At 28.3% G+C, this 12,734-nt stretch carries 9 protein-coding genes and 1 pseudogene; 6 read left to right on the forward strand and 4 right to left on the reverse strand.

Annotated elements, in window-relative coordinates; all coding sequences use genetic code 11:
• Positions 1 to 7: 7 nt before the first annotated feature.
• Positions 8 to 736 (reverse strand): hypothetical protein, encoded by a 729-nt coding sequence (locus BRSU_RS11315; RefSeq protein ID WP_048595491.1) that lies wholly within the window; start codon positions 734 to 736, stop codon positions 8 to 10.
• Positions 737 to 866: 130 nt separating this feature from the next.
• Between BRSU_RS11315 and BRSU_RS11320 the strand changes: the two genes are divergently transcribed.
• From BRSU_RS11320 to BRSU_RS11330, 3 genes are all read left to right on the forward strand, one after another.
• Positions 867 to 1,442 (forward strand): hypothetical protein, encoded by a 576-nt coding sequence (locus BRSU_RS11320; protein WP_048595493.1) that lies wholly within the window; start codon positions 867 to 869, stop codon positions 1,440 to 1,442.
• Between the two features lie 340 nt (positions 1,443 to 1,782).
• A complete protein-coding gene (gene cysS / locus BRSU_RS11325) occupies positions 1,783 to 3,201 on the forward strand; it encodes a cysteine--tRNA ligase (protein ID WP_048595495.1) in 1,419 nt (472 codons plus the stop codon).
• A gap of 15 nt (positions 3,202 to 3,216) precedes the next feature.
• A complete protein-coding gene (locus BRSU_RS11330; protein WP_048595497.1) occupies positions 3,217 to 4,080 on the forward strand; it encodes a ribonuclease H-like domain-containing protein in 864 nt (287 codons plus the stop codon).
• On the opposite strand, the gene BRSU_RS11335 is transcribed toward BRSU_RS11330, so the two are convergent.
• Positions 4,077 to 5,228, reverse strand: a complete 1,152-nt coding sequence (locus BRSU_RS11335; protein ID WP_048595499.1) for an iron-containing alcohol dehydrogenase — start codon at positions 5,226 to 5,228, stop codon at positions 4,077 to 4,079. The two genes, BRSU_RS11330 and BRSU_RS11335, sit on opposite strands and share 4 nt — an antisense overlap.
• A 618-nt stretch (positions 5,229 to 5,846) precedes the next feature.
• The gene (locus tag BRSU_RS11340) at positions 5,847 to 7,088 is read right to left on the reverse strand and encodes an RsiV family protein (RefSeq protein ID WP_048595501.1); all 1,242 of its coding nucleotides are present in this window, start codon (positions 7,086 to 7,088) and stop codon (positions 5,847 to 5,849) included.
• A gap of 163 nt (positions 7,089 to 7,251) precedes the next feature.
• On the opposite strand from BRSU_RS11340, the pseudogene BRSU_RS11345 reads away from it, so the two are divergent.
• The 3 genes and pseudogenes from BRSU_RS11345 to BRSU_RS11355 all read left to right on the forward strand — a co-directional run bounded on the left by BRSU_RS11345 (position 7,252) and on the right by BRSU_RS11355 (position 12,296).
• A pseudogene (locus tag BRSU_RS11345) lies at positions 7,252 to 8,859 on the forward strand (peptide ABC transporter substrate-binding protein).
• 21 nt (positions 8,860 to 8,880) lie between these two features.
• Entirely contained in the window at positions 8,881 to 10,479 is a 1,599-nt protein-coding gene (locus BRSU_RS11350) for a peptide ABC transporter substrate-binding protein (RefSeq protein ID WP_048595503.1), read from the forward strand.
• Positions 10,480 to 10,706: 227 nt separating this feature from the next.
• A complete protein-coding gene (locus BRSU_RS11355) occupies positions 10,707 to 12,296 on the forward strand; it encodes a peptide ABC transporter substrate-binding protein (protein ID WP_048595504.1) in 1,590 nt (529 codons plus the stop codon).
• 119 nt (positions 12,297 to 12,415) lie between these two features.
• Here the strand turns inward: BRSU_RS11355 and BRSU_RS11360 are convergent, their stop codons facing one another.
• Positions 12,416 to 12,733: a rhodanese-like domain-containing protein gene (locus tag BRSU_RS11360; protein ID WP_048595506.1), complete on the reverse strand. Its 318-nt coding sequence runs from the start codon at positions 12,731 to 12,733 to the stop codon at positions 12,416 to 12,418.
• Position 12,734: the final 1 nt, after the last annotated feature.

The following is a 12,734-nucleotide window of genomic DNA, read 5'->3' on the forward strand; positions in this document are numbered from 1 at the left end:
TAATTTTCTATTTAGTTTTTTTGTTTAGTATAGACAAAGACCTTTTAGCTTCCAATGATAAAATATTTTCCTCATTATCTATGAATATATTTAATATGTTTTTAGATTTTTCAAGATTAAATGATGATAAACAAGTGAGGCATTTCCATATAAGAAGTTTATCATCTTTATATTTATTCATTAATTTTATTATATATTCAAGATTTTTTTCGTTTTGTAAAGTTTTATTATAAAAACATATATATCCAAAAGCATCTATAGCTTCATAAATTTTTATTAAATTATTACTTTTTAGTATTTTTATTAAGGCAGGTATAATACTTATATCCATTTTAGATAAAGTTCTTGCTATTATATCTCTTGGCAAAGGATATGATTTTTTTGATGATATTTTTTTAGGCAATTTTTTATATTGATTATTTCCTATTATGCCAAGATATTCAGTCATTTTTTCTGCAGTGTCAATATTTCCACATTGAAGAGTTTCACATATTGCTATTTTAGTATATAAACTTTTTTCTATAGATAATTGCATTAATAACTCATTTTGTACATTATCTTCACATATATAATACTTCAAATTGATAGAAGCCGATGTTCTTATTACAGCATTATCATCATTCAAACAATGTATAAGATCTTCTGAAGACTTATCTTTCATTGTATTGATATCATCTTCTAATGCCATTCCCCTATTTTCCAATTTGTCTAAATCGGATTTTAAATCATGTTTCATACATTAATAATATTATTTTTTTTATATTATGCAACAATTATATTTTATTGATAATAATAAAAAATAAATGTATTGACAAATTAATTGATGACGATAATAAATAAAACGAAATTATACTGGAATATATTTTATGAAGAAAATTTATTTGTTATTAGTTTTATTTAGTGTTATATCCATTAATGCCTATAGTCAGGATAATGCAGCATCTATGATAAAGTCTATGCAAATAGAAGATGTAGCAGATATATCCATTTCAGATGAAAATTCCACTATGACATTTCAGCAATTAGCAGAAAATTATGCCGCTATCATTATGAATAAAAATGCTACCCCAGAACAATTGGAAGCTTTAGGGAGTATAATAAAATTATGGATGGATACTTTAGCAGCTAATTATACAAAAGATGAGATGTTCAATGAATACAGCAGAGTAACATCTACTTTATCATGTATGTCTATACATCTAATATTAAGAATAGCAATAAAAGATAATAATATTCCTACAAAATCAGCACAAGATAATATATACAATTCTATTAATAATAAATTTATACCATCATTTGCCGAATTTAAAAATGACGGTTGGAAGACAGAATTTAATTTTTATGTTATTAATATGTCAGCAGCTGTATGCAAATGGTATGAAGATAAATCCAAGAAATTGGACTATCCAGACTTTAAAGTTTGGAGAGACGGCAGCTTCTAAAAAATCATTATTCAAGGAGGAATTAAATAATGACACAAACAGAAGATAAGGTAAAAAAAGACCTTAAAAGCCTAATATCTAAATATAAGGAGCAGGCTACTGTAGTAATAAGAAAAAGCAAGGCTGTTTGATTTTATTATTTTAGTATTATATTTAGAAAATTATTTTATTTATTTTTAATAAATAAAATTTGAGAATCCCTCCTAAAAGTTTTAGGGGGGATTTTTTATATTATTAATACTGTATAAAAAATCATTTTGTAAAAAATGAATAATAGCACCTTGACAAATAAAGTCTTTTAAGTAAAATGTTAATTATATTTTAAGGAATAAAATTTAATATGAAAGATATAGTATTTTATAATTCACTAACCAGAGAAAAAGAAGTATTCAAACCTATTAATGCAAATGAAGTTGGTATGTATTCATGCGGACCTACAGTATATAATTATGCCCATATAGGTAATTTTAGAGCATATATATTCAGCGACTTACTTAGAAGAGTATTAGAAGATTACGGATACAATGTTAAGCTTGTAATGAATTTGACAGATGTTGATGATAAGACTATAAAAAATTCTAAAGAAAATCATATATCTTTGAATGATTATACAAAGAAATATAAAGAAGCATTTTTTGAAGATATAAAAACATTAGGAATAAAAAAAGCTACAGTAAATCCTGCAGCAACAGACCATATAAAAGAGATGATAGAGATTATAGAGCTTCTTAAAAAAAATGGACATACTTATGAGTCAGACGGTTCTGTTTATTTTAAAATAAGCACATTCCCGCAATATGGCGAATTAGCTAATTTGGATAAACAGGAATTATTAGACGGGGCTTCCGGACGAGTTCTTAATGATGAATATGATAAAGAAAATGCAAGCGACTTTGTACTTTGGAAGGCATACACAGAAGATGATGGTGAAGTTTATTGGGATTCTCCTTTCGGAAAGGGAAGACCTGGATGGCATATAGAATGTTCTGCTATGAGCTGCAAATATTTAGGAAAGCATTTCGATATACATACTGGAGGAGTTGATAACAAATTCCCTCATCATGAAAATGAAATAGCACAGAATGAAGCTGCTTTTGATGAGAAATTCGTTAATTATTGGCTTCACTGCGAGCATTTGATAGTTGATGGCGAGAAAATGTCTAAATCTAAAGGTAATTTCTACACTTTAAGAGATTTGCTTAATAAAGGACTTTCTCCTGAGGCTATAAGATACTCGCTTATTAATTCTCATTATAGAAAACAGCTGAACTTTACTATTGAAGGTATTAAACAGTCTCAAAGTGCTATTGATAGGGTTAATGATTTGATATTCAGACTCAAAGATATAAATAATACCGAATCTAATGAAGTTAATCAAAATTTATTAAAAGAGTTAGAAGTTTCTAATGAAAAGTTTTCAGACTCTATTTATAATGATTTAAATATATCAGAGGCACTTGGTATATTATTTACTTTGGTGAAAACTGTAAATACATCTTTTGATTCTATTAATGTGAGTACAAGAGATGCTATATTAAAATTTATAGAGAGAGTAAATAATATTATAAATTGTTTTAATATAGGCGATACTGATAAAAAAGCAGATAATGAAGATGAGATAAATAAATTAATAGAAGAAAGAACTCTTGCTAAGAAAGAAAAAAATTATCAAAAAGCAGATGAGATAAGAAATCAGTTATTATCTATGGGAATAGAGATAATGGATACGCCTCAAGGTGTTAAGTGGAAAAGAAAATAAATATAAAGGAATTGTGTGGATTTAATAAAAAAAACATTTCAGCATATAGAAGGTATAGGACCTAAAAAGGAAACTCTTTTATGGGAAGAAGGTGCTGTTGATTGGGAAGATACTTTAAAGAATATAAATTATTATGCTATGCCAAGTAGCATGAGAGAGGCTTTAAAAAATGAGCTTCCTAAATCTATTTATAATTATAATTCAAAAAATTATGGTTATTTTTTAAAAAGGTTTCCTGATTCTATAATATACAGACTTTATCCTATTTTTATGGATAAGACTGTATTTTTGGATATAGAAACTACAGGTATAAAACCGTCCAAAGCACATGTTACAGTTATAGGATGTTATGACGGAAAAGAGATGAAAGTTTTTGTGCATGGCAGAAATGAGCATGAATTTTTAGATTATATAAAGAATTATTCTATCATTGTAACTTTTAATGGTTCTTGTTTTGATATACCATTTTTAGAGAGATATTTTGCTACAACTATAAAATCTGCTCAAATAGATTTGCGTTTTGTACTTAAAGATTTAGGATATACAGGCGGATTAAAAAAGATAGAACAAGATGTAGGTATTTCCAGAGGAGATGATATGGAAGGTGTTAATGGATATACTGCTGTTTTACTATGGAATTATTATCAAGATACGAAAGATGAAACAGCTATAGATTCATTGATACATTATAATCTATTGGATACTATTAATTTAGAGCATTTGCTTCGTTTAGCATATAATAAATATGCAGAAAGTTATAATTGCCAGCTTTTAGAATATAAAACTTTACCTTCTGTAAATCATTATAAACCTAATAAAAAATTAATAGATGCTTTACACAAAAAGCCTTATAAATATGCTCCTAAAAGTGAAGATTAATAAGCCTGATCCAATATTGTCATTATTGAATCAAAATTCATAGTTCTAGGAAGCTGATCCATTCCAGGATATTTTAATGCCAATTCGGCAACTTTATCGAATTTACTTCTGTCTATATTTATTTCATTAAGTCTTGTAGGCAAATTTATATTATGAAGAAACTGCTTTATATGCTGTGCAGATTGGTTAGCAATTTCAAAAGGTGTCATTTCAGGATCTATTCCATCTATAACATTTGAAAGTACAACATATTTATTAGGAGCAACAGTAATATAATATTCCATAATATGAGGAAGTAATATAGAACATACCATAGATTTGTTAACGGCATATACACTGTTTATAGCTATAGATAAAGCTCTTATAGCTCCTAAAGAGCTATGACATGCTGAAGTAGCACATAACATATTGGCAGTTGCCAAAGTTGTTATATTATCTATATTATTACTGTCAGCTATAAGCTTTTTTAAGCCCTGCATACTTATCTTCATAGCATGCACTATTAAAGGCTCTGTTATGCTTGTAAGAGTATTACTCATATATATATCGAATGATAATGCAAATACAGATAAAGCACTGCTTATAGTATATTTAACAGGTACTGTTGCATATAAAGTTGGGTCTATAATACAATTAGATGAATAAACATTAGATTCATTATTTTGCTTATTCACTTCTTCATATTTATCATATAAGCACATTCCTGTAGATATTTCAGATAAAGAACCCAATATTGTAGGCACAGCTATAATAGGCAAAGGTTTATGGTATACAGGCTGACCATTGATATAGTCTGAAGCTTCTCCGCTGTTTGTTACTACAATTGCAGCACCTTTAGCAGTATTTTGTATTTTAAAGCCTCCTACTGCAACTATAGATTCTGCTCTACTATATCTTACTAAATTGGCAATGATATCTGCAGCATCGCTTGTGCTTGTAGAATTTATATCAGAATAAACCATTACATTGATAAAATTATCATTAAGTTTACTCACTATTTGATCTATTAATCCGGTTTGATTAAATGATGCTCCGTCTGTAACTAATACAGTTCTTCCGCCGTATTTCTTTATTGCATCTGGTAAGCAGTCAAGAGAATCAACTCCGAATGTTATTTTTGTTGGTATATTAAATTCTATTATAGCCATAGTCTTCTTCTATTATATATATTTTTATATTTCTTATTATATATTTTCGGAAATATTAACCTTAATTTTTAATGTTAACCGTCAATTAATTTTATACATTTTACAATATTTACATATGCCAGCCAATTTTCTTTACTGTTTTTTTATACAAATTTATTGCTATGCTCGTCGACGAAGTCCACCTAGGCAGGTGTCGCCTACAATAAGCTAGTGAATAAACTCACTAGCTGCTACGACTCGCTTTTATATTTTTATTCTGATATTTCAAAATTATTATTTATTATTATTGTTATGCCCGTATACGCCTAAAGTCTTAACCTAATAAATTAAGTTACACGCCTGTATCCCTGATGGAATGGCTTCAGTTCGCTTTTTGTATTTTATATACTATAATACTATAATATTTTTATTATCAATAATAAAAAATTAAATATTAGTGATGTTATAAGTTTTAGAGTGATAAAGAAGCAGCTGATAACTGACGAATGAAGTTGTTCTCTAACAATATTTAAAATAAAAATTGTGAGCCTCTGGCAAGTTTATTTTACAGAGCCTTTGCATATCGAGCGAACAATTTTTATTATTAATAATAAGTTTATCGCTAGCAATAATAAAAAATTATTCTATTATGTATAGATATTCATCTTTTATGAACGGTCTAATTTCATCAAAGTCAAAAACTATTTCTGTTTCACCATAAACATAAGCTGTTATAGTATATATAGGCCATACGAAATGTATTCCGTCAGCATAAATGTAAAAAGATGTATCAGCTAAAGTTATTTCATCTAAAGGGACTAAGTAACTTTCTTCATCTCTATCTTCTATCGATAAAAGTTTATCTCTCATAATGCTTCTTAATTCACTATCATCAAAATCTTTTATCAGATCAGTAACTTCTATTTTTTCACCTGTTTCTAATGAATATACTAAATTGTAATTATTGTACACCCCATGTGCTCCGCCTAAATATAATGTTGAAGTTCTTCTTATTGATATACTTTTATCATTAAAATAAGTTATACTAATAGATTTACTTGATTCATAACTGTCAGCTGAATTGGTTAACCATTCATCATAAGGATCACTCATATCATTTTCAAATAATTTTGATATGCTTCCCTTTTTATCCTCAAATTCTAAATTTTCATTTCTTTTTAGATTATTTAGATTGAAACCTTCATTTATATCAAAAGAAATTTTATCATATATTTCTAATTTGTTAGTGTCATCAGGTATAAGCAAAAATATAGAATCTTTATATGAGAATGTTGATGCACTTCCATATTCATTAGTTTCAGAAACATCTGAATATGCATAGTTATATACTGCTGCTTTTAATGATGAAGTTGTATTTATTTCTTTTGATGAACTATTTAATGATTTGGAAGTCATTTTAAATGATGTAATATTTGAATATGTACTTTCTATACTGTCGCCGTTTTCAGCTTCTGCATATATTCTATTATTTGTTATATCAAGAATGCTGTTTTTATCATAGAATTGGTATATATCATTTAAATTTTTATAATTAAAAGCTGCCTTTATTTTTTCATAATTTGGCATTAATTCAGAGTTATTTTCAGGCCATCTGTCATTTAAATAAACTGAAAAGAAATCTCCTTCATCATTTTTCATATAATAGTGATGAGATATCCATTCTATATTTTTTGGTGTATTAGAACTATCATTTTTTGTATTATTATTGTTTGATTCTTCGGCTTGTTTTAATTCATTTGTTTTTGTTTCATTGGTTTGAGTTTCTATTGCATTAGTATTGGTTTGATTATTATTAATGTTATTATTTGAACATGATATTATTAAAAGTATAAAAGATAATGCAAGAATATTTCTAATCATAATTGTTTTTCCTAAATTTTAAAAATCTAGTAAACATAATATTTTATATTATTTATTTTGTCAATATAGAAAAATATTACTATATAAAGAAGTTTTTTATTGACATTATGAAGTTTATGATATAACATAAATAAAATTTATATAATATATTTAAGGGCTTATTATGAAAAGAATATTGATTGTTTTTTTGATGATGTTTTTGGTTATAGTATCATGCACTAAAAAATCATAAACAAGTACTGAGTCAGTTCCATCTATATCTATAAATTTGGGACCTGAACCTAAGACTATGGATCCTACACTAAATTCTATCAATGTTGTATCATCTTATATACTTCATGCTTTTGAAGGCTTAACAAAGATAGATTCAAATAATAATGTAAGACCAGGTATGGCAGAAACTTGGGATATATCAGATGATGGTTTGGTATATACATTCCATATAAGAAAGAATGCAAAATGGTCTGATGGTAAACCTGTAACAGCTCATGATTTTGAATATTCTTGGAAAAGGGCTATTGATCCAAATACTGCAGCTGAGTATTCATATATGATGGAAATAGTAAAAAATGCTAAAGAAATTAATGCAGGCAATATGGATTATAATAGTTTAGGTGTAAGAGCTATTGATGATTATACATTTGAAGTACAGCTTGAAAATCCTGCTATTTATTTTATAGACTTCATAGCTTCTACAGTAGTATTTATGCCTGTTAGAAAAGATATTATAGAACAATATGGAGATAAATGGACTTTAACTCCTGAAACATATATAGGAAATGGCCCTTATAAGATGAAAGAAAGGGTAATAGATGAGAAAATAGTTTTTGATATTAATACTAACTATTACGATGCTGATAAGCAAATAGCTAAACAGATTAATTTTGTACTTATGAGCGATCCTAATACTGCTATAGCCGGTATAAGAGGCGGTACAATAGATTTTTCTGCATTAGAGCCTCCTTCTGCTGAAATAGAAAAATTAAATAATGAGGGTTATATAGTAGCAAATAATGCTATAGGTACTTATTACATAGAATTAAATATCACTAATAAAGCTTTTGAAGATAAAAGAGTAAGACAGGCTTTATCTCTTGCAATAGACAGAAACTATTTAGTAAAGAATGTTACTAAAGGCGGACAGGTTCCTGCAGGAGCTTTTGTTCCTACTGAAGTAAAAGGATTAAACAGCACATTTAGAAAAGAAAATAAAGAATATATAAATGTTAATGATTATGAGAATAATGTAAAAAAAGCAAAAGCATTAATGGCTGAGGCTGGTTATCCTGACGGTGCAAATTATCCTGTAATAGAATTAAAAGTTTCTCCTGGTATTTATGTATTAGTTGGAGAGGCTTTGCAGCAGATGTGGAAAGAGAATTTAAATGTTAATGTATCTTTAGTACAGGAAGAGTTTCCTATAACACTTCAAACTTTGGTAGAAAAAGATTATCAAATGGCTAGAATGGGCTGGACTGGCGATTATAATGATCCTATGACTATGCTTGATGTGATGACAAGCGGCGGCGGAGTAAATCATACAGGATTTGCTAATAAAGAATATGATGATAATTTATTAACAGCAAAACAAACTGAAGATAATAATATAAGAATGACTGCTATGGCTAAAGCTGAAAATATACTTATGGAAGAAATGCCTATTATACCTTTATATTATAGAGCAGATTCTTTTATGAAAAATCCTAAATTGCAGGGTGTAGTATTAAATCCTTTGGGAAGACATAAATTCAATTATTCGTATATTAGATAATAAAATGTTAGGAGAAAAAATATGAAAAAAATAATTACTTTATTTTTAATGGCTGCTTCATTATTTGTTCTGTCATGCGGCGGAAGCGGAAGAAATAATAATGATACTATAGTAATTAATATGGGGGCAGAACCTAGAACTATAGACCCTAGTTTAAATAGTTTGAATGTTGTTTCTGCTATGTTGTATCATCCATTTGAAAGTTTAACAAAAATAGGAGCTGACGGAAAACTTACAGGTGGTATGGCAGAAAACTGGGATATATCAGAGGACGGAAAGACATATACTTTTCATTTAAGAACTAATGCTTTATGGTCTGACGGTAAACCTGTAACAGCATACGATTTTGAATATGCATGGAAAAGAGTTGTTAATCCTGATGTTGCAGCACAATATGCTTCTTTATTAGAAATAATAAAAAATGCTAAAGAGATTAATGCAGGTAATATGGATTATAATGAACTTGGCGTAAAAGCTATAGATGATCATACTTTCCAAGTAGAGCTTGTTGATCCTGCTGCTTACTTCTTGGAGTTTATGACTACAGTTTCTGTTTTCGCACCTGTTAGAAAAGATATTATAGAGCAGTATGGAGATGATTGGACTTTATCTCCTGAAACTTATATTTGTAATGGTCCTTATCAAATGACTGAAAGAGTAATGGATGAGTATATCACTTTTGAAGCTAGAACTAATTATTATAATGATGAAACAGTTGCTAAGAAATTAAAATTTATTTCTATGGCTGATCCTAATACAGCTATTGCTGGAATTAGAGGAGGCACTATACATTTTTCAGCATTAGAACCTCCTTCTAGTGAAATAGAAAAATTAAAAGCAGAAAATTATATTGCTCTTAAAGACGGAGTAGGTACTTTCTATTTATCTCTTAATATTACAAATAATGCTTTGAAAGATAAAAGAGTAAGACAGGCTTTATCTTTGGCTATTGATAGAAATTATTTAGTATCTAATGTTACTATGGGAGGACAGGTAGCAGCTCAGGGTTTTGTTCCTCCTTCTATGGACGGTATTAATGGCCCTTATAGAGAAGAAGCAGGAATACTTATAGACACTGACAACTATACAGAAAATGTAGAAAAAGCTAAAGCTTTGATGGCTGAAGCTGGATATGCTAACGGAGATGGTTTTCCTGTATTAGAGATAAGAGTTTCTCCTGGACTTCATATAATAGTTGCAGAGGCTATACAGCAGATGTGGAAAGAGAATTTAAATATAGATGTAACATTAAAGAATGATGAATATCCTTTAGTTCTCCAATATTTATTAGAGAGAAACTTTGATATTGGTTCTATGGCTTGGAATGCAGATTACAGAGATCCTATGACTATGCTTGAGATTATGGTAAAAGGCAATACATTCAACTATGGTTTATATGATAATGCAGCTTATAATACTTTAATTAACAATGCTAGAAAAACTGCTGATCCTGCTGTTAGAATGAAATATATGATGGATGCAGAAAAACTCTTGATTGATGATATGCCTTTTATACCTCTTTATCATAGATCATATACTTTGATGGTTAGTCCTAAATTAAAAAATGTTGTGTACAATGCTTTAGGAAAACATAAATTCAATTACTGTTACATAGAATAATCAATAAAATAATAATTGATAATTACTAATTTAAAAGGGGCTTTATTATAAGCCTCTTTTTTTATTTTAATAAATCAACATTCTTTAAATAAAATTCACTATTTTTTTATCAATTTATAATTTATATAGCAGCTAATTAAATTTTAATTAATTAGTTATTGACAAATATTTATATTAGGATATAAATAATATGTTAACATAGTAAATTAATATATTGGATAAGTTCTATGAAAAAAATAATTTGTTTATTAATCACAGTTTGTTTATTATTGATATCATGCGGTAATGATCAGGATGGCGTTGAAACTATAAGAGTAAGTATTGGGGCAGAACCTCAAAGTATAGATCCTTCATTTTTGTCAGCAATAGACAGTATGATTTATGCAGTACATGTATTTGAAGGACTTACATCAAAAGATGAAAATGGAAATATAATAGGAGGAGTTGCTGAAAGTTGGGATATATCTGAAGACGGACTCACTATTACATTTCATTTAAGAGATAATGCTAAATGGTCTGATGGAAAGAATGTTGTTGCCGATGAATTTGTATATTCTTTTAGAAGATTAGCAGATCCTAATACAGCATCAGCATACAGCTTTTTAATAACTCCTGTAAAAAATGCTGGTAAAATACTCAAAGGAGAACTTCCTGTAGAAGAGCTAGGAATAAAAGCATTAGACGACAAAACCTTAGAAGTATATTTTGAAAGCCCTACAGCATACTTTTTAGAATTAGCAGCTATACCTATATTCTCACCTCTTAGAGAAGAATTCATAAGTGATGATTGGACTTTCTCTACCAATACATACATAGGTAATGGTCCATATAGAATGATAAAAAGAAAACCGGATGAAATAATATCTTTAGAATTGAATACCAATTACTGGAATAAAGATGCTATGATAGCTAAAAGAATAGACTTTATAATGTTCTCTGATGTATCTACTGCTTATGCTGCTTTGAAAGAAGGATCTATTTTATATTCATATAAAATACCTACTACAGATATAGATTTGCTAAGAGAGGAAGGCTATTTAGTTACAACACCTTCTCTAGGAACAGCTTACTATGCTTTGAATAATACAAATGAAGTTTTAAAAGATAAAAGAGTAAGAAGAGCATTAGCTTTAGCTATAGATAGAAACTACATAGTAGAAAATATTACAAAAGGCGGAGAGATACCTGCGGCTGCTTTCATACCTTATGGTTTAAAAGATGTAAAAGGTGATTTCAGAGAAAATGGAGGCGGATATTACAGTGTTAAAAAAGAAGATTATCAAGCTAATATAGAAGAAGCCAAAAAACTTTTAGAAGAAGCAGGATATACTAATGGAGAAAATTTCCCTGTACTAGAGTTTAAAACAAATCCTGGAACAGGCATTACAATAGCAGAAGCTGTTCAGCAAATGTGGAAAGAGAATCTAAATATAGATATGACTATCACTCAGGAAGAATGGTCAGTATTTCAAAAGAACAGACAAACAAGAAATTATGTGGTATGCAGAGCCGATTGGATAGGAGATTATCTTGATCCTATGACTTTTGCTGATCTATTTATAAGTACAAGTGCTGGAAATAGAGTGGGATACAATGATCCTGAATATGACAGACTTATATTAGAAGCTAAAAACACTATTGATAATAATATAAGAATGACTAATATGCATAAGGCTGAAGATAAACTTATAGGGGAAGATATGGCTTTTATACCTATTTATCATTATACATCTTGTTCAATGCAAAGTCCTAAATTAAAAAATGTTTTAGTTGATACTTTGGAAATAAGAAGATTTTTTTATTCATATTTAGAATAAAAATTATATTTTATACATATTTTTTCGATTATTAAATTAAAGCATAATAATAAAAAAAGTTAGTATTTGATTTTTTGAATACTAACTTTCTTTATTATTTTCTAATCATTTTTTATTAATTATTTTGCTAAGGCCATTGCTAATTGACTGTGTCCGGCGTAAATTAAATAATAGATTTCATTAAATCCGTTCCTATCCATATAATTAGCTAATGCTTCAGATCTTGCCCCTGTAGCGCAATATAAAAGATATTTTTCAGATTTATCCAAGCCATTAACTAAATTTTCAGCTTTTGGATCATTTAAATCTATTAATATGCTTCCTTCTATTGCTCCTGTCATATTAACTTCCATTTTGCTTCTTACATCTAATAACTTTATATCATTACCTGACTTTATTAAATCAGCAGCCTCTTGAACATTTAAAGATTTTAACATT

Origin of the sequence: Brachyspira suanatina, assembly GCF_001049755.1 — a bacterium.
GTDB classification, from domain to species: domain Bacteria; phylum Spirochaetota; class Brachyspiria; order Brachyspirales; family Brachyspiraceae; genus Brachyspira; species Brachyspira suanatina.

What these genes read in the sequence shown, in the direction of transcription:
- BRSU_RS11340 (WP_048595501.1), bottom strand. Translation starts at nt 7,088, where the DNA reads ATGATTAGAAATATTCTTGCATTATCTTTTATACTTTTAATAATATCA.
- BRSU_RS11360 (WP_048595506.1), bottom strand. Translation starts at nt 12,733, where the DNA reads ATGTTAAAATCTTTAAATGTTCAAGAGGCTGCTGATTTAATAAAGTCA.
- BRSU_RS11350 (WP_048595503.1), top strand. Translation starts at nt 8,881, where the DNA reads ATGAAAAAAATAATTACTTTATTTTTAATGGCTGCTTCATTATTTGTT.
- BRSU_RS11335 (WP_048595499.1), bottom strand. Translation starts at nt 5,228, where the DNA reads ATGGCTATAATAGAATTTAATATACCAACAAAAATAACATTCGGAGTT.
- cysS (WP_048595495.1), top strand. Translation starts at nt 1,783, where the DNA reads ATGAAAGATATAGTATTTTATAATTCACTAACCAGAGAAAAAGAAGTA.
- BRSU_RS11355 (WP_048595504.1), top strand. Translation starts at nt 10,707, where the DNA reads ATGAAAAAAATAATTTGTTTATTAATCACAGTTTGTTTATTATTGATA.
- BRSU_RS11320 (WP_048595493.1), top strand. Translation starts at nt 867, where the DNA reads ATGAAGAAAATTTATTTGTTATTAGTTTTATTTAGTGTTATATCCATT.
- BRSU_RS11315 (WP_048595491.1), bottom strand. Translation starts at nt 736, where the DNA reads ATGAAACATGATTTAAAATCCGATTTAGACAAATTGGAAAATAGGGGA.